Source organism: Streptomyces sp. NPDC001348 (assembly GCF_053597535.1).
Genome location: NZ_JBSFIK010000002.1, coordinates 19,879 through 40,570, shown reverse-complemented (window position 1 = coordinate 40,570; position 20,692 = coordinate 19,879). Strand labels below are relative to the sequence as shown.

Annotated in this window: 24 protein-coding genes; 10 read left to right on the top strand and 14 right to left on the bottom strand. The window is 71.9% G+C overall.

Annotated elements, in window-relative coordinates:
* Positions 1 to 98 precede the first annotated feature (98 nt).
* Positions 99 to 1,133, top strand: coding sequence for a permease (locus ACWC21_RS01965; RefSeq protein ID WP_450877110.1), 1,035 nt, complete (start codon positions 99 to 101; stop codon positions 1,131 to 1,133).
* Entirely contained in the window at positions 1,130 to 1,834 is a 705-nt protein-coding gene (locus tag ACWC21_RS01960; RefSeq protein WP_450877108.1) for a TIGR03943 family putative permease subunit, read from the top strand. The genes ACWC21_RS01965 and ACWC21_RS01960 overlap by 4 nt, the downstream gene beginning before the upstream one ends.
* Before the next feature lie 12 nt (positions 1,835 to 1,846).
* Here ACWC21_RS01960 and grpE read toward each other — a convergent pair whose 3' ends face one another.
* The 8 genes from grpE to ACWC21_RS01920 form a co-directional block, all read right to left on the bottom strand.
* Complete coding sequence (gene grpE, locus ACWC21_RS01955) at positions 1,847 to 2,386, bottom strand: nucleotide exchange factor GrpE (protein WP_450877106.1); 540 nt, start codon at positions 2,384 to 2,386, stop codon at positions 1,847 to 1,849.
* A gap of 1 nt (position 2,387) precedes the next feature.
* Positions 2,388 to 4,292, bottom strand: a complete 1,905-nt coding sequence (dnaK, locus tag ACWC21_RS01950; protein WP_450877104.1) for a molecular chaperone DnaK — start codon at positions 4,290 to 4,292, stop codon at positions 2,388 to 2,390.
* 235 nt (positions 4,293 to 4,527) lie between these two features.
* Positions 4,528 to 5,217, bottom strand: coding sequence for a hypothetical protein (locus ACWC21_RS01945; RefSeq protein ID WP_450877102.1), 690 nt, complete (start codon positions 5,215 to 5,217; stop codon positions 4,528 to 4,530).
* Positions 5,180 to 5,323 carry a hypothetical protein gene (locus ACWC21_RS01940; protein WP_450877100.1) on the bottom strand — a complete coding sequence of 48 codons (144 nt, stop codon included), beginning with the start codon at positions 5,321 to 5,323 and terminating at the stop codon, positions 5,180 to 5,182. The genes ACWC21_RS01945 and ACWC21_RS01940 overlap by 38 nt, the downstream gene beginning before the upstream one ends.
* Entirely contained in the window at positions 5,256 to 5,891 is a 636-nt protein-coding gene (locus ACWC21_RS01935; RefSeq protein ID WP_450877098.1) for a DUF2071 domain-containing protein, read from the bottom strand. The genes ACWC21_RS01940 and ACWC21_RS01935 overlap by 68 nt, the downstream gene beginning before the upstream one ends.
* A gap of 48 nt (positions 5,892 to 5,939) precedes the next feature.
* Positions 5,940 to 6,857 (bottom strand): UTP--glucose-1-phosphate uridylyltransferase, encoded by a 918-nt coding sequence (locus tag ACWC21_RS01930; protein ID WP_450877096.1) that lies wholly within the window; start codon positions 6,855 to 6,857, stop codon positions 5,940 to 5,942.
* Positions 6,858 to 6,972: 115 nt separating this feature from the next.
* The gene (locus ACWC21_RS01925) at positions 6,973 to 7,263 is read right to left on the bottom strand and encodes a zinc-ribbon domain-containing protein (RefSeq protein WP_450877094.1); all 291 of its coding nucleotides are present in this window, start codon (positions 7,261 to 7,263) and stop codon (positions 6,973 to 6,975) included.
* 75 nt (positions 7,264 to 7,338) lie between these two features.
* Positions 7,339 to 7,704 (bottom strand): STAS domain-containing protein, encoded by a 366-nt coding sequence (locus ACWC21_RS01920; RefSeq protein WP_450877092.1) that lies wholly within the window; start codon positions 7,702 to 7,704, stop codon positions 7,339 to 7,341.
* Positions 7,705 to 7,870: 166 nt separating this feature from the next.
* Here ACWC21_RS01920 and ACWC21_RS01915 point away from each other — a divergent pair, with 166 nt between their 5' ends.
* Positions 7,871 to 8,323, top strand: coding sequence for an ATP-binding protein (locus ACWC21_RS01915; RefSeq protein WP_450877091.1), 453 nt, complete (start codon positions 7,871 to 7,873; stop codon positions 8,321 to 8,323).
* A 48-nt stretch (positions 8,324 to 8,371) separates the two neighbouring features.
* On the opposite strand, the gene ACWC21_RS01910 is transcribed toward ACWC21_RS01915, so the two are convergent.
* The 3 genes from ACWC21_RS01910 to ACWC21_RS01900 are packed head-to-tail and all read right to left on the bottom strand — an operon-like array spanning position 8,372 to position 11,523.
* A complete protein-coding gene (locus ACWC21_RS01910) occupies positions 8,372 to 9,631 on the bottom strand; it encodes a sugar ABC transporter permease (protein ID WP_450877086.1) in 1,260 nt (419 codons plus the stop codon).
* A gap of 14 nt (positions 9,632 to 9,645) precedes the next feature.
* Complete coding sequence (locus ACWC21_RS01905; protein ID WP_450877084.1) at positions 9,646 to 10,419, bottom strand: ATP-binding cassette domain-containing protein; 774 nt, start codon at positions 10,417 to 10,419, stop codon at positions 9,646 to 9,648.
* Between the two features lie 48 nt (positions 10,420 to 10,467).
* The gene (locus tag ACWC21_RS01900; RefSeq protein WP_450877682.1) at positions 10,468 to 11,523 is read right to left on the bottom strand and encodes a substrate-binding domain-containing protein; all 1,056 of its coding nucleotides are present in this window, start codon (positions 11,521 to 11,523) and stop codon (positions 10,468 to 10,470) included.
* Positions 11,524 to 11,786: 263 nt separating this feature from the next.
* Between ACWC21_RS01900 and ACWC21_RS01895 the strand changes: the two genes are divergently transcribed.
* Genes ACWC21_RS01895 through ACWC21_RS01885 form a run of 3 tightly spaced genes read left to right on the top strand, consistent with a single transcriptional unit; the run spans position 11,787 to position 15,652 of the window.
* Positions 11,787 to 14,309, top strand: a complete 2,523-nt coding sequence (locus ACWC21_RS01895) for a SpoIIE family protein phosphatase (protein ID WP_450877082.1) — start codon at positions 11,787 to 11,789, stop codon at positions 14,307 to 14,309.
* Entirely contained in the window at positions 14,306 to 15,388 is a 1,083-nt protein-coding gene (locus ACWC21_RS01890; protein ID WP_450877080.1) for a sugar ABC transporter substrate-binding protein, read from the top strand. The genes ACWC21_RS01895 and ACWC21_RS01890 overlap by 4 nt, the downstream gene beginning before the upstream one ends.
* A gap of 48 nt (positions 15,389 to 15,436) precedes the next feature.
* Positions 15,437 to 15,652, top strand: coding sequence for a hypothetical protein (locus ACWC21_RS01885; protein WP_450877078.1), 216 nt, complete (start codon positions 15,437 to 15,439; stop codon positions 15,650 to 15,652).
* On the opposite strand, the gene ACWC21_RS01880 is transcribed toward ACWC21_RS01885, so the two are convergent.
* Positions 15,633 to 16,541: a PhzF family phenazine biosynthesis isomerase gene (locus ACWC21_RS01880; protein WP_450877076.1), complete on the bottom strand. Its 909-nt coding sequence runs from the start codon at positions 16,539 to 16,541 to the stop codon at positions 15,633 to 15,635. The two genes, ACWC21_RS01885 and ACWC21_RS01880, sit on opposite strands and share 20 nt — an antisense overlap.
* An 83-nt stretch (positions 16,542 to 16,624) precedes the next feature.
* Between ACWC21_RS01880 and ACWC21_RS01875 the strand changes: the two genes are divergently transcribed.
* The 3 genes from ACWC21_RS01875 (at position 16,625) to ACWC21_RS01865 (ending at position 18,480) form a co-directional block, all read left to right on the top strand.
* Positions 16,625 to 17,512, top strand: coding sequence for a LysR family transcriptional regulator (locus ACWC21_RS01875; protein ID WP_450877074.1), 888 nt, complete (start codon positions 16,625 to 16,627; stop codon positions 17,510 to 17,512).
* A gap of 141 nt (positions 17,513 to 17,653) precedes the next feature.
* Positions 17,654 to 17,830 carry a hypothetical protein gene (locus ACWC21_RS01870; RefSeq protein ID WP_450877072.1) on the top strand — a complete coding sequence of 59 codons (177 nt, stop codon included), beginning with the start codon at positions 17,654 to 17,656 and terminating at the stop codon, positions 17,828 to 17,830.
* A gap of 77 nt (positions 17,831 to 17,907) precedes the next feature.
* On the top strand, positions 17,908 to 18,480 hold the full coding sequence (locus ACWC21_RS01865) for an AMIN-like domain-containing (lipo)protein (protein ID WP_450877070.1): 573 nt from the start codon (positions 17,908 to 17,910) through the stop codon (positions 18,478 to 18,480).
* Positions 18,481 to 18,579: 99 nt separating this feature from the next.
* Here ACWC21_RS01865 and ACWC21_RS01860 read toward each other — a convergent pair whose 3' ends face one another.
* Together ACWC21_RS01860 and ACWC21_RS01855 are read right to left on the bottom strand one after the other, a co-directional pair.
* Positions 18,580 to 18,996 carry an ATP-binding protein gene (locus ACWC21_RS01860; RefSeq protein WP_450877068.1) on the bottom strand — a complete coding sequence of 139 codons (417 nt, stop codon included), beginning with the start codon at positions 18,994 to 18,996 and terminating at the stop codon, positions 18,580 to 18,582.
* On the bottom strand, positions 18,920 to 20,155 hold the full coding sequence (locus ACWC21_RS01855) for an acyltransferase family protein (protein ID WP_450877066.1): 1,236 nt from the start codon (positions 20,153 to 20,155) through the stop codon (positions 18,920 to 18,922). The genes ACWC21_RS01860 and ACWC21_RS01855 overlap by 77 nt, the downstream gene beginning before the upstream one ends.
* Before the next feature lie 232 nt (positions 20,156 to 20,387).
* On the opposite strand from ACWC21_RS01855, the gene ACWC21_RS01850 reads away from it, so the two are divergent.
* Complete coding sequence (locus ACWC21_RS01850) at positions 20,388 to 20,633, top strand: WhiB family transcriptional regulator (protein ID WP_450877064.1); 246 nt, start codon at positions 20,388 to 20,390, stop codon at positions 20,631 to 20,633.
* Positions 20,634 to 20,692 lie beyond the last annotated feature (59 nt).

The window sequence follows — 20,692 nt, the reverse complement described above, 5'->3', positions numbered from 1 at the left end:
CGTATTCGTGCGGCCATTCGTGAGTGGCGGCGTGTGCGGTCGGCGCGCGCCCTGACGCGGGCTTATCTTCGCCAGAACATCCGACATCCGGAGTAAAAATGGCAGAAGCGGATGAACTGGTTGAGCTGAGGGGTGGGCCGCCGTCCGCGCCCCCCGCCCCTGCCACCGGCCGTGCCATCGCACCACGGCCGTACGCCGTCGGCCTCGTGACCGCCGTCGGCCTCGGCGCGGTGCTGGCGCGCACGGGCGTCCACTGGGCCGGCCACCCGGCCGTGGCGGCCTGGCGCACGGTCTGCCTGGCCATCACCGTCCAGGCGTTGCCCTTCCTCCTGCTGGGCACGGCCCTGTCGGGCGCCATCAACGCCTTCGTACCGGCCGACCTGTTCACCAGGGTGCTGCCCCGGCGTCCCGCGCTCGCCGTCCCGGTGGCCTCGGTCGCCGGAGCGCTCCTGCCGGGCTGCGAGTGCGCCTCCGTACCGGTCGCCGGCAGCCTGATCCGACGTGGCGTCACCCCGGCCGCGGCCTTCGCCTTCCTCCTCTCGGCGCCCGCGGTCAACCCCGTCGTGCTGACGGCCACCGCGGTCGCCTTCCCCGGCAATCCGGCCATGGTCCTGGCCCGGCTGCTCGCCTCGCTGGGCACCGCCGCCGCGATGGGCTGGCTGTGGCTCCGGCTGGGGCGGCAGGAATGGCTGCGGCCCGCTGTCCGGCACACCGGCCACCACCACGGTCGCAGCCGGTGGCGGGAGTTCCGCCAGGGCTTCCAGCACGACTTCCTGCACGCGGGCGGCTATCTGGTGCTCGGGGCCATGGCCGCGGCCACCTTCAACGTCGCGGTGCCGCGCTCCGTCCTCGACGCCTTCACCGGCTCACCCTGGCTGTCGGTGCCGTTCCTCACCCTGCTCGCCGTGCTGCTCGCCGTCTGCTCGGAGGCCGACGCCTTCGTCGCGGCGTCGCTCACCGGCTTCTCGCCCGTCGCCCGGCTCGCCTTCCTGGTGGTCGGCCCGATGGTCGACCTGAAACTGATCGCCCTGCAGTCCGGTACCTTCGGCCGTGCCTTCGCGCTGCGCTTCTCCACGGCGACGACGCTGGTGGCCGTGGTGGCGAGCGTCCTGATCGGGGGAGCGTTGCTGTGAAGCGCATCGCCCAGGCACTCCTGCTCGCCCTGACCGGTCTCGGCCTGCTGCACACCGCCCTCTTCACCGACCTCTGCCTGCGCTACGTCAAGGAGGGCCTGCGCCCCCTGCTGATCGCGTCGGGCGTCCTGCTCCTGCTGCTGGGCCTGGCCGCGGCGGCAGCCCGCGACGAGACCTCGGGCCAGGGGCACGGCCACGACCACTCCACCGCTCCCCGGATCGCCTGGCTGCTGTGCCTGCCCGCCCTCAGCCTCCTGCTCTTCCCGCCTCCCGCCCTGGGCGCGTACACGGCGTCGCGGGCGAACGACCAGCCGCCGCAGCAGGGGAGGCGGTTCGATCCGCTGCCGGACACCTCGTCCCCCGTGCCGATGACCCTGACGGACTTCACCGCCCGGGTGCGGCAGGAGAGCCGGCAGGAGATGCGGGGCCGCAGCGTCCGCATGACCGGTTTCGTCACGCCCGCCGGACAGGACGGCGGCTGGTACCTGACCCGCATCGTCTTCACCTGCTGCGCGGCCGATTCGCGGTCGGTCAGGGTACGGATGTACGGGACCCCCGCCCCGCCCGCCGACACCTGGGTGGCCGTCACCGGCGCCTGGCACCCCCGGGCGGCGCTCGCGGCGCTCGACGTGCACGGCATCCGGCGCGTCCCCCAGCCGGTCAACGCCTACACGGACGACCTCCCGCTCACGCCCTCGTGACGTACGGGAGCCTCACCCCTCGCACGGGCAGCTCCGCAGACGGCGCGCGGTGAGATCGCCGCGGGACGGCAGGACGGCGGGGCCGGCCGGGTCGGCGGCGCCCGGCGGCGGGCCGGTCACCTCGACGTGGGCGGGGCGCAGCAGCTGGTCCCCGAGGAGGTAGCCGGGGCGGAGGATCGCCGTGCACACCAGGCGGTCGTCGCCCTCCCGGACATGGTGGGCCAGCGCCTCGTGACGCGTCGGGTCGAATGCGTCACCCACCTCCCCGAACGCCACCAGCCCCAGAGCGCCGGCCTGGCTCTCCAGCGTGTCGGCGACCGCCCGCAGTCCCGGTGTCCCCGGCTCGTGGGCACGGGCGCGGTCGACGGCGTCCAGTGCCGGCAGCAGGGCGGTGAGCACGTTGGCCGTCGCGATCCGGCGCACGGCCAGCCGGTCCCGACGCACCCGCTTGCGGTAGTTGTCGTACTCGGCCTTGACCCGCTGCAGATCGGCGGTGCGCTCCTTGAGCTGGCGTTCGAGTTCCGCCGTGCTCCGCGGGCGGATCCGGTTCATCTCAGCCTGCCCTGTCGTCCTTCTCGTCCTGGTCGTCGACGATCTCGGCGTCCACCACCTCTTCCTCCTCTTCCTCCGGCCCGGAACCCCTGGAACCCCTGGAACCCCCGGAAGGCTGGGAAGCCCCGGAACCCCCGGATGCCGCCTGCTCGGCGCGCGACTGCTCGTACAGAGCCGTGCCGATCTTCTGCGCGGCCTGTGCCGCGCGGTCCAGGGACTCCCGGATCGCCCGCGCGTCCTCGCCCTTGAGCTTCTCCTTCAGGTCGGCGAGGGCGCCCTCGACCTCGCCGCGCACGTCGCCCGGCACCTTGCCGGGGTTGTCCCTGAGGAGTCCCTCCGTCTGGTAGACGAGCTGCTCGGCCTGGTTGCGGATCTCGGCCGCCGCGCGCCGCCCGCGGTCCTCCTCGGCGTGCTGCTCTGCCTCGCGGACCATGCGGTCGATGTCGTCCCGGGGGAGGGCGGAGCCGCCGGTGACGGTCATCTTCTGTTCCCGGCCGGTGCCGAGGTCCTTCGCCGAGACGTGCATGATGCCGTTGGCGTCGATGTCGAAGGCGACCTCGATCTGCGGCACGCCGCGCGGCGCCGGGGGCAGACCGGTGAGCTCGAACATGCCCAGTTTCTTGTTGTACGCGGCGATCTCCCGCTCGCCCTGGTAGACCTGCACGGTCACCGAGGGCTGGTTGTCCTCGGCGGTGGTGAAGACCTCCGAACGCCGGGTCGGAATGGTGGTGTTCCGCTCGATGAGCCTGGTCATGATGCCGCCCTTGGTCTCGATGCCCAGGGACAGCGGGGTGACGTCGAGCAGCAGGACGTCCTTGACCTCGCCCTTGAGCACACCGGCCTGCAGCGACGCACCCACGGCCACCACCTCGTCCGGGTTGACGCCCTTGTGCGGGTCCTTACCGGTCAGCTCTTTGACCAGTTCCGTCACGGCGGGCATCCGTGTCGAACCGCCCACCATGACGACGTGGTCGATGTCCGACACCTCGATGCCGGCGTCCCTGACCGCGTTCTGGAACGGCCCCTTGCACCGCTCGAGCAGCTCGTTGGTCAGCTGCTGGAACTGGGCGCGGGTGAGTTTCTCGTCCAGATGCAGCGGGCCCTCGGCGGATGCCGTGACGTACGGCAGGTTGACGCCGGTCTCCGAGGAGCTGGACAGCTCGATCTTGGCCTTCTCGGCGGCCTCCCGCAGCCGCTGCACGGCCATCTTGTCCTTGCCCAGGTCCACGCCGTACTTGTTCTTGAACTGCTTGACCAGGTGATCGACGATCCGCTGGTCCCAGTCGTCACCGCCCAGGTGCGTGTCGCCGTTGGTGGCCTTCACCTCGATGACGCCCTCGCCCATCTCGAGGAGGGACACGTCGAAGGTCCCGCCGCCGAGGTCGAAGACGAGCACGGTCTGGTCGTTCTCCTTGTCCAGCCCGTACGCCAGTGCCGCCGCCGTCGGTTCGTTGATGATCCTGAGGACGTTCAGCCCGGCGATCTCACCGGCCTCCTTGGTGGCCTGCCGCTGGGCGTCGTCGAAGTACGCCGGTACGGTGATCACCGCGTCGGTGACGTCCTCGCCCAGGTACGCCTCCGCGTCCCGTTTCAGCTTCTGCAGCACGCGCGCGGAGATCTCCTGCGCGGTGTACCGCTTGCCGTCGATGCCGTCACCGTGCTCCGGGAACCGCCAGCCGTGGTCCCCCACGTGTCGCTTCACGGAACGGGCCGTGCGCTCCACGTTCGTCACGGCCTGCCGCTTGGCGACCTCCCCGACCAGCACCTCGCCGTTCTTGGCGAAGGCCACGACCGACGGGGTGGTCCGCGCGCCTTCCGTGTTGGTGATGACGGTGGGCTCGCCGCCCTCGAGGACCGAGACCACCGAGTTCGTCGTACCGAGGTCGATGCCGACCGGACGCGCCATCTGGGTTCCTCCTCCAGCCGCTCGGCCCCGCACCGCTCGCCGCTCACGGGGTCCTGTTCAGCGTCGGCGTTCCCCCGGGGCCACGGAGGTTCTCGTGGGCCGACCGCAACCGCCCGGGCCCGCCACCATTGTCCCGCCACCTCCGCACCTGCTGCGAGCCGTGGGGACGCGCCGCGTACCACCCTTGCGTCGCGGCGGGCGTCCGTAGGCCCGACCCGGTCCGGCGGAGCACTCGTCAACCCGCGGCGGGCGCTCCGCCGGCCGACAGAGCGATCGTCGTGGTCACCCGGGTGAGGGAGGGTGCGCGGGGAACGGAACCGAAACCGAAGCGCACCGGTGGGTCCACCGGAGCCAAGGCGCCGAGGTCCCGGCCCGCGAAGAGCGCCCGCACCGCCCGGACGGGACGCAGGTCCCGGGCCCCGTACCACTCCCGGTGGCCCCCGCCGGCGCTGCCCCGGGTCCGCACCCCGGGCAGCAGCATCCGGGCCGGCCGGTCCGTGAGCGCGCTCCACACGGGCCGACGGGCGAGCACGCCGGGGACGGCACGCAGCAGGTGCCCGAGACAGCCCCGCCGTCCCGTGGTGAAGCGCAGCAGGAGCGGCCCGGCGGTCACCGTCCAGACGCCGTCCGCCACGCTGACATCGACCGGCACGACCCGCACCGTGTCGAAGACGTAGACGCCGCTGACGAAGTCGGCCGTGCGGCGGGTGGGAGCCAGCAGCAGCCGCTCCCCGTCGGCCCGCTCGACCATCACGTCGCTGAACGGCCCGAACGGCGACCGCTGCCAGTGCCCCAGCACGATCCGCGTCCCCGAGGACGTGCCCATTCCGGCGATCCAGCCGGTGAAACGGAGCAGGGGGCGCCGCCCGCGGCCGGGCCGCGCCCGGTCACGGGAGGCAGGGCCGGGACACGCCGAGCCGCACATGGCGGACTCCTTCCGAGAAGTGCACGACGGGCGGCGCCTCAGGCGCCGGAAGGCCCGCCGCGGCGGTGAGCGTCTCGTCGAGTACGTCGAGGGTGGCGCGGGCCATCGGCCACGGCTCGTGCTCCACGGGTGTCTGCCACAACCGGCCGAGCCGGGCGGGGGTACGCCCGCCGGCGCGAGGTCAGCCATACGTCCCGTTCCGTCGGCCGGACCGGGGCGCCGGGGCGGACCACCAGACGGCAGGAGGCCGCGCGGCCCCACCGTGACCCCTCGTAGACGACGGCGTCGGCGTCCCGGGAGACGCGCAGCGTGCCGGCGTGGTACGGCGCGCCGATGGCGCGGGCCCCGAGCATCGGCGGACACGCCACCTCGAGGGACAGGAACCACAGCCCGTCCCGCCCGCCCCGGTGGCGGACGTAGGTGCGCAGGTTGGTCTCCGCGAACGTGGGGAGTCCCGGCACCGAGGCGGGAACGAAGGAAGGACGCACATCGGCCATGACGAACGGCGTGAAACCGACCCAGGCGGCGTCCTCGTACTCGTCCACGCCCAGCTCGTCGGGCAGCAGGGCCTGCACCGCCTCGGGCGGGAAGTCCCAGTGGACGAACGTCTGCGTCAGCCACCCGGCCCGCAGCGCCGGCCCCCGTATCCGCTGCTCCGCTCCGTACGCCGCCACAGCCGGCGAGTCCCCGTCCGCCGCCTGCGGAAACGTGACGGGCGGGCGTCAGAGCCCGCGCTCGGTGCCCGGCTCGGCCCCGAGTTCGCCGACCAGTCCGCGCAGGACGGGCCCGTACTCCGGGTGGGCCAGACCGAAGGCCATCTGGGCGATGAGGTAGTCGGCCGGGTTCCCGGTGTCGTACCAGCGGCCCTGGATCACCTGGCCGTACACGGCGCGGGTGGAGGCGTAGGCGTTGATGGCGTCGGTCAGGTAGACCTCGCCGCTCTGGTGCTCGTACCAGCGGCGCGTCTGCTCGCGCAGCTCGTCGATGATGCCGGGGGTGACGACGTAGCCCCCGATGGCCGCGTACGAGGACGGCGCGTCGGCGGGCTCCGGCTTCTCCACCAGGCCGGTGATGCGCAGCGTGCCCCCGCCGAGATCCTCCTTGACGACGGGTACGCCGTACCGCTGGGACTCGGCCGGGTCCATCGGCATCAGGGCCAGCACCGGGCAGCCGGTCTGCTCGTAGGCGCGGATCAACTGCTGGGCCCGGGGAACCTCGGCCACGAACACGTCGTCCGGCCAGAGCACCAGCACGGGTTCGTCGCCGATGTTGCGGGCGGCGTTCAGCACCGGGGTGCCGTTGCCGTACGGACCGTGCTGGTCGAGGTAGGTGATGTGGCCCCGATGGGCCAGCTCGGCGACCTCCTCGACGGCGTCCGCGTACGCCGTCTTGCCGGCGGCCCGCAGTTGCGCGACGAGCTCCGGGTTCGGCCGGAAGTGGTCCTGGATCAGGGACTTGCCGCCCGAGACGACGATGGTGACGTCGGTGATGCCGGAGTCCACGAGCTCGCGCACCGTGTGCTCGATGACCGGCTTGTCGCCGACCGGCAGCATCTCCTTGGGGGTGGCCTTGGTCAGGGGCAGCAGCCGGGAGCCGAGTCCGGCGGCGGGGATCACGGCCCTGCGGATCGTCGGTGACATCAGGTCTTCCTCGGTCGAGCGGCACGCCGTGCCGGCCGGCACGGCACACCACCGACGCTACCAACGCGAGCCGCCGCACCCGGTCCTTCCGGTCCGGGCACGACCGGTGACCTGGTCAGGACTGGTAGGGCTGCTGCTGAGGCTGGCCGTAGGGCTGACCGGCGTGGCCACCCGCGGCCTGTGCCTGCAGCTGCTCCGCCTGCTCCTTGGTCAGCTTCTGCTCCGCACCGCAGAAGGTGCACTGGGTGGCGTACCTCGTCGCGATCGGGAAGAGCGGCACGAAGAACAGGGTGAACTTCGTGACGCGCTTGCGGAGGGTGTGTGCGGCCGGATTGCCGCAGCGGCCGCACACCAGCGTCAGTATCGCGAGCTGGTACAGGTATCCCCTGGTACCGAAGATGATCATGTTGTCGTCCTTCCCGGGTCGGTGCTGTCGGTACAGTACCGGCGGGGGCGCGACGCGATCACGGGTGGCGGCGCGTCAGCTCTCCAGTGCCTGCCTCACGTCGGGATAGCAGGGGATCAGGACGTCGATCCCGACCATGCGCATGATGCGTGCGACGGGTTCCCGCGGTCCGGCCAGGCGCAGCCAGCCCTCGGCCTCCGTGCTGGCGTGATGGGCGCCGATCAGGGCGTTGATGCCGCTGGAGTCCATGAAGGTCACGCCGCTGAGGTCGATGACGGTGCGCGGCCGCGTGGCGTCGCCCGGAGGCAGCAGGGCCCGGCCGAGGTGCTCGCGGACCGTGTGGTCGAACTCGCCGCTGAGAGTGACCACGTGGATGCCGTCCACGGTGGAGTGGCCGATCGCCGGCCGGCCGGACTGCGCCGCTTCGTGGATGCCTTTCACCGTCTCCTCACCAACCCGCCCGCTGACATCGAATCGGTCCAGTACGTGCGTCGGTAGCCTGCCCCGAAGCCACACGGACACACATCCGTCCCGCCACGACGTGTCGCGCGAGGGCATACCGAGTGGTCCTCCGGGTATACGCAGCCGCGTGAACGGGGGAACAGCTATGGACCCAGTGGAGTCGGCCCCTGGCGGTGAAGGCGTGCGAGACGCCGATCTGGAGGACATCATCGCCCTTGAGGAGGACGGCAGTTGTATCGCTCAGGCCCGTCATCGCGCGGCGGGTTTCCTCGCCCGCGTCCAGGCCGAGTACGGGCTGCCGGTGTCCGCCCGTGCCGTGGACGCGACCCAGCTGGTGGTCAGCGAACTGGTCACCAACGCCCGCAAGTACGCTCCCGGCCCGCTGCTGATGGAACTGCGCATCACCGGGGACCTGGTGGAAGTGCGGGTGTGGGACAGCGACCCGGTCCTGCCGGTGGCGCGGGCCGCCGATCCGGGCCGGGTCGGCCAGCACGGGCTGGAGATCGTCATGGCCGTCGCCCAGGGCTTCGAGGTGCAGCGGGAGCCGGTCGGCAAGCGCATCACCGCCCGCATCGCCCTGCCCGACGACCTCGTCTGACACCGCGATCGCGCGGACGTCGAAGCGCGCGCCGGACGGGCCGCGAGGTCAGGCCCGTCCGTGTGCCTCCTGCGAGCGTCGAGCCAGCGAGTCGATGACCACCGCGGCGAACAGGACCCCGCCGGTGATCACCAGTTGGACGGCGGTGGGAGTGTCCGTGAGCGCCATTCCCGAGGCGATCGACTGGATGACCAGTATGCCGAGCACCGCGGACCAGGTCGTACCGCGGCCGCCGAACAGGCTGGCGCCGCCGATGACGGCCGCCGCGACCGCGTTGAGCAGCAGGACGCCGCCGCCTGAGTTCTGACTCACCGAGGTGATGCGCGAGGCCAGGAACAGTCCGCCGACGGCGGCCATCGTGCCCGAGACCGCGAGCACCGCGGTCTGCACCCGGATGACGCTGAGACTGGCGCGACGGGCCGCCTCGACACTGCCGCCGAGCGCGTAGACCTGCCGCCCGTAGTGCGTGCGCCTGAGGACGACGTCGAGGCCGGCCACCACCACGATGAAGACCAGCAGAGCGAGCGGCAGCCCCTGGAACCGGTTGAGCACGTAGGCGGCGGCGAACGCGATCACGGCGAGCCCGGCCGTGCGGGTCCCGATCGCCCCGAGGGAGCGGTGCGGCATGCCGACCGCCTGGCGGCGCCGCCGGTCCAGGTAGGACGCGAGGAAGACCGCGCCTGTGCCGACTGCCGCCAGGCCGTAGGCCGCTGCGTCGTTGGTGAAGTAGTAGCTGGTCAAGCTGGCGACCAGCCCGTCCTCGTCGAGGTTGACGGTGCCGCTCGTGCCCAGGATGGCGAGCATGAGGCCGTTCCAGGTGAGCAGCCCGGCGAGGGTCACGACGAAGGCCGGTACCCGCGTCTTGGCGAAGGAGAAACCCTGGACGGTCCCCGCCACGGTGCCCGTGAGCACCGCGACGACCAGGGCGAGCCATTCGGGCATGCCGATGTTGACGTTCAGCACGGCGAAGACCGCCGCGGCCAGACCGCTGACGGAGCCGACCGACAGGTCCAGCTCGCCCAGCAGCAGTACGAAGACGATGCCGACCGCGATCAGGCCCGTCCCCACGATGTCCACGCTGAGATTGGACAGGTTGCGCGGGGAGAGGAAGTTGTCGTTGAGGCTCTGGAAGATGATCCAGACCGTGGCCAGGACCAGGACGACGGGGAGCCGGACCAGTTCACCGGCGTCCAGCTTGTTGCGGAACGCGGTGGTCCAGCCCCGCACCGTGCGGGCGACGGCACGACTGCTGTGCGGCCCCCGGTGCCCGGTGGCGGGCGCGGCCGGTTCCCGCATGTTGTGCGCCATGTCGTGCATCCCTCTCACCACCCCGCTTCCCGGCCCGCCGTCCGGCGGGGCACGTTCTCGGTGGCGCCCGTGATGGAAGAGATGATCTGCTCCTGGGACGCGGTGTTGACGTCGAAGAAGCCGTTGTTGCGGCCGAGCCGCAGCACGGCGGCCCGGTCCGCGAGCGCCTTCACATCGCCCATGTTGTGGCTGATGAGCAGGACTCCCAGGCCGCGGTCGCGCAACCGGTCGACCAGGTCCAGGACCTCGGTGGTCTGCTCGAAGCCCAGGGCGGCGGTCGGTTCGTCCAGCAGCAGGACCCGTGGGTCGGCGAGGAGCGAGCGGGCGATGGCGACGGTCTGCCGCTGGCCGCTGGACAGGGAGACCAGGGGGCCGCGGAGGTCGGGGACCCGGCGGGTGAGGCGTTCCAGCAGCACTCTGGTGCGGCGTTCCATCTCGACCTCGTCGAGGAAGCCGAACCTGCGCAGTTCCCGGCCGAGGAAGAGATTGCCGACGACGTCGAGGTTCCCGCACAGCGCGAGGTCCTGGTAGACGGTGGCGATACCGAGGTCGCGGGCGTCGTGCGGGCGCCTGATGTGGACGGGCCGGCCCTCCCACTCGATGGCGCCCCGGTCCGCCGGGGCGACGCCGGAGATCACCTTCACCAGCGTGGACTTGCCGGCGCCGTTGTCGCCCAGCAGGGCGACGACCTGGCCGGCGCGGATCTCCAGTTCGATGTCGGTGAGGACGTCGACGACGCCGTAGCGCTTGCACACGCCGTGCAGGGCGAGCAACGGGGGAGCCGGCACGGAAAACCATCTCCTTCCCGGGGCCGTGGCGGGCCGGGAACCGGCCCGTCAGGTCAGTCCGGCCTTCTGGCAGGCGGCTCGGAGCTGGGGGGTGCAGATCTGCCGGACCGTGTACGCACCGTCCTTGACCAGGGTGCTCCTGATGCTGTCCGCGGTCACCGAGACAGGGGTCAGCATGACGGCCGGGATTGTCTTCCCGTCCAGGGTCCGCACCGTGCCGGTGGCGACCCGGCGGAGGTCGTCACCGCGGGCCGCGGCCACGGCCATGGCGCCGCCGGCGGAAGCCTCGGGCCCGAAGGGCTTGTAGACCGTCTCGTACTGCTCGCCGCCGACGATACGCCGCACGGCCGCGAGTTCGGCGTCCTGCCCGGTCACCGGGGGCAGCGGATCGACCTTTTCGGCCTTCAGGGCGGCGATGCTGCCGGCGGCGAGGCCGTCGTTGGCGGCGTAGACCCCGTCGATGTTGCCGACGCCGAGCGCCGAGACGGCGCCGGACATGTTCGTGTTGGCCGTGTCCGCCTTCCACTGCAGAGTGTCGTACGACTTGGCGATCCGCACCTTCCCCTTGAGCACGGACAGCGCGCCCTGCTTGAACGACACCGCGTTGGGGTCGCCGGGGTCGCCGTTCATCATGACGATCTCGCCGCCGGGCACCTTGTCGCCCATGGCCTTCAGCAGGGCCTCGCCCTGGAGCCTGCCGATCTCCCTGCCGTCGAACGAGACGTATCCCGAGATCGGTCCCTGGGCGAGGCGGTCGTAGGCGATGACGGGGATGTCGGCGTTGTGCGCCTTGCTCACACTGGCGCCGAGCGATCTGGCGTCCACGGCCACGAGCACGATGGCATCGACCCCCTTGGTGATCAGCGAGTCCATCTGTTCCTGCTGGAGTGCGACGTCCCCCTTGGCGTTGGCGTGCTCCACGGTGCAGTCGCCGCACAGTTCCCTGATCCTCTTCTCCAGCAGTGGCCTGTCCTGCGTCTCCCAGCGGGCCGTCGTGGCGTCCGGCAGCAGAACGCCGATCCTCGGCGGGCCGCCCCCGTCGGCGCCGTTGCCCGAGCCCGACCCACAGGACGCGAGAGCGACGGCCGCCGAGGCCGCGGCCATCGTCCTGGCCGCGGCCCACAGGAAGGTCCTCAGGGGCAACCGCGACTGCCGCGGTCGCGGGGCGGCGTTGTCCACCCCGGCGAGGCGATCACGTGGGTGGGGCAGGACGACCACATCGTCAGTCTGTCACCGGCCGCACCCATCTGCGAATTCATGGCATATGATCAGATCTGTCCGTTTAGCTCATGTATGCGATTCTGGTACGGGGTGACCGGAACCCGACCCGCCGGCACCCCGGCCTGCACGAGAGGTGGGTTGCGGACATGCCTCATGACGGCAGTGCGCGGGCCACGGTCTCGCACCCGTGGGCGTCCGGGACCGAACCCGCCGGCACCGGCTCACCGCATCCGGCGGAAGGGACCGCCGCGAGTGTGCGCGCCCTGACGTTCGCCGGAGCGGCACTGGCCGGGGTCTACGTTCCGGGCCCCGGGAGCCGGGAGCTCGCGCTGGTGGAGACCGCCGGATGCGCCGGCCCCGAGTACACGCTGCCGGAACGGCTGGCCGTACCCGGTGGCTCACCCGCGGCGCGTGCCTTCCGCACCGGCCGGCCGGTGTGGCTGACGCCCACGACTATCGGCTCCTTCTTCGAGGGCTGTCCCGCACCGCCGACGGAGGCGTCGCTGGGCGCGCTGCCCCTGGTGCGGGAGGGCAGCCGGCTGGGCTGCCTGGTCGTCGTCGGCGCCGACGCGGCCGGGTTCGAGCCCGAGCAGCAGCGCTTTCTGGAACGGTACGCCGACGCTGTCACCGGCCTGTTCGGGACCGGGCCCGGGGAATCGGCGCCGGCGCCGCTGCTGGGTCCCGCCCTGCGCAGGCTGCGCGTCGGCTCCTTCGTCCTCGTACCGGACACCGGCCTGATCGAGGCGGACGAGACCCTCCTCGAACTGGTCGGCATCTCGCCGGAAGGCTTCGACGGCAAGGTCGACACCTTGCTCGCGCACGCCCTCCCGGAGGACATGCACGCCCTGATGTCGGTCCTGGAACCCTCCGCGCAGGCGCCCGGCCGCCGGGAGCTGGAGTTCCGGGTCCGCCGCCCCACCGGCGGGATGCGCTGGCTGAGCATGAGCTGCCGGGCGGGGGCGAGCACCGACGGCCGGCCCGAGCAGGTGCTGGGCGTGGTCACCGCCACCTCGGTCCTGCCCCGCGGCGCCGACGACGTCTCCCGGATCCAGTGGCTGACCGCGGCGCTCGACGACGCCGGCACGGTCTCCGAGGTGAGCCGGGTGGTGGTCACCGCGCTGCGCGAGCCGCTGGGCGCCGACCGGGTGGCGGTCGCCGAATTGCAGAACGGCCGCTTCATGGTCACCGTGCTCGACCCGCCGCAGCCCGCCGCCTGGCCTCAGGCATGGCGCCCCGAGTGGCGTTCGGAGTGGCCCGACGCACCGGTCGGCGCCCTGCCCACCCTGCAGCTGGCCCTGCGGGACGGACGCATGGACCTGTGGCCCTCCGGCACACCTCTGGAACCCGGACTGGAGGGCGTCGGCCCCGGCGGGCTGGTGGTCCTGCCGCTGCCCGCCAAGGACCGGATCGCCGGCATCTGCCTGATCGGCTGGGACGAGCCGCACGACTTCGTCCCCGAGGAGCGCTCCCTGCTGACCGCCACCGCCGCGCTGGTCGGGCAGGCCCTCAAACGCGCGCAGTCGTACGACGCCGAGCAGGAGCTCGCCACGATGCTGCAGCGCAGCCTGCTGCCTCGCCGCCTGCCCGAACTGCCCGGGGGGACGGCCGTCGCCCGCTATCTGCCGGCCCGGCGGGGGCTGCAGGTGGGCGGCGACTGGTACGACGTCATCGCCCTCTCCGAGGACCGGGTGGCGCTGGTCATCGGTGACGTGCAGGGACACAGCGCCGGGGCCGCGACGATCATGGGCCAGATGCGTACCGCGGTCAGGGCCTACGCGGTGGAGGGCCACCCGCCCGACGTGGTCGTCTCGCACGCCAACCGGCTCCTCGTCGGCATGGAGACCGACCTCTTCGCCACCTGCCTCTACGCCGAACTGGACATGGAGGAGGGCAACATCCTGTTCGTCCGTGCCGGGCACCTGTCACCGCTGCTCCGCCATCCCGACGGCAGCACCGAGGAGGTGGAGGTAGAGGGCTCGCTCCCGCTGGGCATCTCCGCGGACGCCGAGTTCCCCATGACCTCGGTGGCACTGGCCCCCGGCACGATGCTGGCCCTGGTTACCGACGGCCTGGTCGAGGCCCCCGACCTGCCCCTGGACGAGGGCATGCGCCGTACGCGCGACGCGCTCGCCGCGGCCGATCCTTCGGATCCCGGGCGGGTCGCCGACCTGCTGCTGGGGGACGCGGGCCGTCGCGAGGACGACGTGGCGCTGCTGCTGCTGCGCTACGACGGCATGAAGACCCGGCCGATACGGGCCGGATGGGCGGTGTGGCGGCTGCCCGACGCGGTCATGCACGCCCGTCGTTTCACCGCGCGCACCCTGCGCCGGTGGGAGGTGGGGGAGATCGCCGACGCGGTGCTGCTGGTCGTCTCCGAACTGGTCACCAACGCCCTGGTGCACACACAGGGACCGGTCCACGTCGACCTCATGCTCCGTGGGGACCGGGTGCGGGTCTGCGTCAGCGACTCGTCTCCGCGCGCGCCCGCCAAACCGGTGATCGTGGACTGGGAGTCGACCGGCGGCCGGGGGCTGATGCTGGTCGAGGCGATGTCGGACTCCTTCGGCTCGATGCCGGTGGCGAGCGGCAAACAGGTCTGGAGCGAGATCGTCGTGCCGGCGTGCGAGCCGGCCGGCGCGGCCCCGGGGGACGAGGGCGGTCTGCCATGAGGATCCGCACCCGGCAGGTCGTCGCGGCGCTCGTCGCCGGGCTCATGACGATTCCGCTGGCCGCCTGCGCCGGGGACGACGAGGCGGGCGCGGGCCGGTTCACCGTCGGCCTGCTGCTGCCGAGCCGGGCACTGCCCCGCTGGGAGCATTCCGACAAGCCGCTGATCGAGAAGCGTGTGAAGCAGCTCTGCCCCCACTGCTCGCTCGCCTACGCCAACGCCGAGAACGACGCGACGCGGCAGAGCCAGCAAATGGTCTCCATGATCACCAAGGGGGTCAGGGTCCTGATCGTCGACGCCGCCGACACCAGGGCGGTCCGTTCCTCCGTCGAGGGGGCGCGCAAGGCAGGTGTCCCCGTCGTCGCCTACGACCGGCTCGCCGAGGGTCCCGTGTCGGGCTTCGTCAGTTTCGACGGTGCGCAGGTCGGCAGGCTCCAGGGCGAGGCACTTCTGAAGGCCATGGGTGACCGGGCGGACCGCGGCAGCGTCGTCATGATGAACGGTGACCCGGTCAGTCCGAACGCGGCGTGGTACAGGGACGGCGCGCTGTCCGTCCTCACCGGCAGGGTCAGGATCGGCAGGTCGTACGACACCCCGGGCTGGACCTCGGACAACGCCCACGCCAACATGGCCGCCGCCATCGCCGCCCTCGGGCCCGACCGGATCGGCGGCGTCCTGTCCGCCAACGACGCCATGGCCGCGGGTGTCATCTCCGCCCTCAAGAGCGCCGGGGTCGGCGACCTGCCTCCCGTCACCGGCCAGGACGCCGACCTCGACGCCGTGCGGCGCATCGTCAGCGGTGAGCAGTACATGACGGTGTACAAGCCCTTCAGGACGGAAGCGGACGCGGCCGCCGAGATGGCCGTCACCCTGGGGCGGGGCGGGAAGCCGCGCGACGTCGCCACGACGACCGTCGACAGTCCCACCACCAGGGACATCCCGGCCGTTCTGCTCACCCCGCGGGCCGTGACGGTCGGCAACATCGACCGAACGCTGGTCAAGAGCGGGGTGTACACCGTCCGCCAGATCTGCACCCCGCAGTTGCGGCCTGCCTGCGACAGGGCCGGACTCACGGGGTGAGGGCCGTCACCGCGGGCGGGGTGACCTTCCGTCAGCGAGGAGAAAAGGATGCCGATCGATACCGTAGAGCGATTCTTGGCCGCCCTGAGCCCGCACCGCCGGGAACAGGTCCGGCAGCGGCCGCGCGAGGAGCAGGAGAGCCTCGCCGCGGCCTGGGAGACCGAGCTGCAGGTGGACACCGACCTGGACACCCTGAGCGAGCTGTCGCCCGCCGCCGCCGAGAGCGAGGCGGCGTCGCGGGTCGTCAGAGACCGCTTCGAGTAGTCATCGGCACGGCCTGGCCGGTGACCCGGACACGGGCGTCGTCCGGGCGCACGTCGATCAGCAGGTCGCTGGGGCGCCCCATGTCCTCCCCCTGACGGACGGTGAGGGTGGCCGGCCCGGAGACCAGGCCCAGGGCACGCAGATACCCCCCGAAGGCGGCCGCCGCCGCTCCGGTCGCCGGGTCCTCCACCACCCCGCCGACGGGGAAGGGGTCCCTGGCGTGGAAGCGCCCGGGCGACTCGCGCCACACCAGGTGCACGGTCGTCCAGCCCTGTCGGCGCATCAGGCCGGCCAGCGCGTCGAAGTCGTAGTCCAGATCCGCCAGACGCCCGCGGGAGGCGGCGGCGAGCACCAGATGGTCGTTGCCGCCGAACGCCACGTGCGGCGGCAGCGCCGGGTCGAGATCGCCGACGACCCAGCCCAGCGCCTTGAGCGCCGCCTCGAGTTCGGCGTCCGCGGCGGGGCGCGAGCGGGTCGGAACGCTCGTGAGCGTGGCCCGTACGGTGCCTTCGGCGTCCACCGCGGTGGCCACCGGGATCTCGCCGGCCGGAGTGTCGAGGACGATGTCGCCCGGGCCCAGCCGCCCGGCGAGCGCCACGGCGAGGGCGACGGTCGCATGCCCGCAGAAGGCCACCTCGGCGAGCGGGCTGAAGTAGCGGACGCGGAACCGCCGTGCCGCTTCGTCGTGTCCGGTGACGAAGGCCGTCTCGGAGTAGCCCACGTCGGCGGCGATCGCGAGCATCGCCGATGCGTCGAGCCCCGAGGCGTCGAGCACCACCCCGGCGGGGTTGCCGCCCGCGGGATCGTCGGTGAAGGCCGCGTAGCGCAGCGGCTCGGTCAGCGGTGCGGGCTGGTTCACGGGGCTCGCCCCGGTCGCGTCGGTGGTCATGGCTCCACGCTGTCACGCGCTTCCGATCGAGTCCAACGATGGATTCCGATCGATGCCATCGACTTCACGCATAGGCTGGCGGGGTGGACACCAGACTCCTGCACACCTTCACCACCCTGGCCCGGACGGGCAGCTTCACCGCCGCTGCCGCCGAGTTGCACCTCGCCCAGTCCACGGTCACCGTCCATGTCCGTACCCTCGAGCGGGATCTGGGGACGCGGCTCTTCGACCGCCTGCCCACCGGCACGACGCTCACCGAGTCCGGCAGACAACTGCTCGCGGAGGCCGAGGAGGTCCTCGACTCGGTGGCGCGGCTGAGAGCTCGCTGCGCCGACGCGGGTGCCGTACGGGGGCAGGTGCTCCTGGGCACTCCGGAGTCACTGTGCTCCACGAGGCTGCCGGGCGTGGTGGCCGCCCTGCGCACCAGTCATCCCGAGGTGGACGTCGGGCTGTACGCGGCGGGCACCGCGGAGTGCGTCGAGGGACTGCGGTCGGGACGCCTGGACCTGGCGCTGCTGCTGGAGAGGGAGGCCGGCTTCCCCGATGTGACGACCGAGCCGGTCGCGCACGAGCCGCTCACCCTGGTCTGCGCTCCCCACCATCCGCTCGCCACGCGTGGGCGGCCGGCGACCTGGACGGACCTGGCGACGGAGAGCTTCTTCCTGCTCGAGCAGGGCTGCTGCTACAGCGACGAACTGGAGCGCAGGCTGCTCGCCGCGCCCGGCCCCGGCCCCCGGCTGACCCGGTTCGGCAGCGTGGACGCGGCGCGTTCCTGCGTCGCCGCCGGGCTGGGGCTCGCCCTGCTGCCGCTGACGACCGTCGACGAACAGGTCCGGCAGGGACGGCTGGCGCGGGTCCGCGGACCCCGGTTCGCCGATGTCCCGGTGCTGCTGGCCCGGCACCGCAGACGCTGGGCGGCACCGGCCGCGCAGGCCCTCGCGCGGGAACTGGTGCGCCATCTGTCCGGATGAGGAGCGGGTGCCGGTCCCGCTGCGGTGCTCGTGAGGGTGAACGGCCCGTGTGGGCGGGGGAGTTGGGGGAAACCGGACTCCAGGCGCGGCACGTGCCGCGACCGGCTCCACCACCGGCTTCGACCCTGCGGAGGGTACATCATGCTGGCGATCATCTCGGCGGTCCTGTTCTTCATCGCCTTTCTGATCAACGCGGCCGACATCGCGACCAACGACACGTTCACCTCGACCAACGTCATGCTGCTGGGCCTCACCCTGCTGGCGCTGCACCTGGCCGGCATCGGCAGCGGGTGGTCCGTGCGCGGCCCGAGACGATGACACCCGTGCAACCAATCGGGCGCGCCGGATGTCATAGGGGTGACATCGTCGGAAAGCGCCACAGCAAGGGGAAAATCATGCACAAGGGGAGACGGGCGGCTGCCGCGGCGGCCGTGCTGGTGGCAGTGGGTTCTCTGGGCATGGCGGCCCCGGCGGCGTCAGCCGCCGGCGGCGCGGCCGCGACCACGTGCCCGACGGGGTGGGGCAGCCTGCCCAAGCAGAGGACGGACCGGACCGCGAAGCCGCACACCCTGACCGGCATCCGGACCGGGCGGCACGACTGCTACGACCGCATGGTCTTCGACGTCGGCGGGGGCACCGACCCGGTGAACTACTCCGTCGAGTACGTCGACACCTTCCGCCAGGACCCGTCCGGCACGGTGATACCGGTCTCCGGCGGAGCGATCCTCGACATCCACGTCGGCGCCGCGGCCTACGACCCGGAGACCGGCAAGCCGACATACCCCGGACGCCCCGGCAAGGCGCTGCCCGGCGTCGATCTCACGGGCTACCGCACCTTCCGTGACACCAAGTTCGGCTCCAGCTTCGAGGGCGTCACCCAGGTCGGACTCGGAGTGCGGGCCCGACTGCCGTTCCGGGTGCTGCGGTTGTCGGACCGGCTCGTGGTGGACGTCGCCCACACCTGGTGAGCGCGGGGGCCTGTCCGGCGGATCATGCCGCAGACGCGGGGCTCACCGGGGTGGACGAGGCACCGTCCGTTTCCTGCGGCCTGGTCCGCCGGACAGGCCCTACCCTCCCGCGGAGGCGGGCGGCTGGAAGCAGGCGTGGACGATCTTCCCGTCGGGGCAGGGTCGGGCCTGCCAGGTGTCGGCCAGCGCGTCGACGAGGATCATGCCCCGCCCGCTCGTCCGCTCGTCGTCGGGCGGCCGCGGTGCGGGCAGACGAGGAGAGGTGTCGTGGACGCTCACGTGCAGGCACCGGCTGTCCCAGGTCAGTACGAGATGGGCGGGGCTGTGCGCGTGCACGTGGGCGTTGGTGACCAGTTCCGAGATGGTCAGCAGGACGGCGTCCACCGTGTCGGGTGCGGACTCCGTCCAGCCCAGTGAACGCAGGTGGTCGCGCGCCCAGTCACGCGCGGTCTTCACGCTGCTGTCGAGCGGCAGTGAGCGCGCCCAACCCACCGCCCTCAGTGATGATTCGCTCACGCCTGTACCTCTCTCCCGTGCCCGTGTCAGCGCTGGTACCCGCCCGCCGGGCTTTGACGCCGCCCGCCCGGACCGGATCCCGGCGGAACGCCCAGTCCAGCTTCGGCTCCACGGCGAAGCGGAACACCCGGCGTACCGGAGCCGTGCACAGCACGGTCACGACCAGGCCGGCGGCAAGGGTGGCCGTGATCTCGCCGAGGGGCTGACGGGCCTGGTCGAGGTCTGACCAGTTCCAGTGGTTCGCGGCCTGAACGACGAACCCGTGCAGCAGATAGCCGTAGAGCGTGCCCGCGCCCAGCGTGGTGAACCACGTGCGACGGCCCGGCACCCAGGCGAGGAAGCAGGCCACGAGGGTCAGGGAGACCCCGAAGACGGCCGGCGTCATGACGGGCCCGTACCAGGAGGGCGCGCCCAGTTCCTCGGCGCTGTCGCGGTGGAAGAGCCAGACGTAGTCGTTGCGCGGGGCCGCCCAGTAGGCGGCGGCCGACGCACCCGCGAAGACCACGACCGAGACGAGACGCACGGCCCGCCGGCGCACCAGCCGGAAGTGCTCCGGCCGCAGGTTCAGCCCCAGCACGAAATAGGGCAGGAACTGCAGGGTCCGCTGCAGGTCGAGGTCCTTGCCGATGGCGGGCGAGAGCGTCGCCAGCATGGCGAGGACGAGCGCCAGTGGCAGCGGATGGCGCACCCGCTGCCACAGCGGTGTGGTCAGCCGCCAGATGAACAACGCGGCCAGGAACCAGGTCAGGTACAGCGGGTCCAGCAGGCTGATCGGCCGGTCCGGGACGCCGTCGCTCCACCGGGTGAAGAGGGTGTACGCCGTCTCGAAGACGACGTAGGGCACGGCGACCCCGCTGACGAGGCGTTTGATCTTCGCCGGACTCGCGTCGAAGCCGCGGGAGAAGAAGCCGGAGACGATGATGAACGCCGGCATGTGGAACGCGTAGACGACCGTGTAGAGCGCGGTGACCGTGCGGCTGTCGGAGCGCAGCGGCTCCCAGGCGTGTCCCATCGCCACCAGCACGATCGCCAGGTACTTGGCGTTGTCGAAGAACGGATCGCGCTGCTGTGCGCGAACGGGCGCGGCCTGCGGCGCGGGCCCCGCCTCGCGCACGGGACCGTCGTCATGGACGGACGAGGCCCGTGCGGTGCCGCTCACCGGGCCACCCGCCCGGAGGGTACGCGTCGCGAACGGGTGGTCACACGTCCTGCCGGGGTGACGGCTGTGGTGGGGCGGCTCGGCATTCCAGCCGTCTCACCGCTTCCCGGCTGCGTAAACCCGGCGATCTCAGGGGCGAATCGTGACGAGTCTGGATAAATGGTTGAGAAAGGAATATTTTAGGCGGCACCTCTGCCGCAACCGTCCAACCTTCCACCCAGGTGGAGGCACCGTGAATTGGCGTAAGTGGGCCGCCTGTCGCTTCGAGGATCCCGAGCTGTTCTTTCCGGTCAGTGAGGGAGGTGCGTCATTGATCCAGATAGAACAGGCCAGAAGCATATGCCGCCGCTGCCCGGTACTCCATGAGTGCCGGGCCTGGGCCCTGCGCAACGGGGAGTACGAGGGCGTATGGGGCGGGCTGACCGCAGGACAGCGGCGCGCGCTGTCCCCGGCGAGGACCAGCGGTCCGGACCGCTGACGTGCCCCGGGGGCACGGCTGTGTGCCCCCGCGGCGTCTTCGGACAACGATGTCGGGAC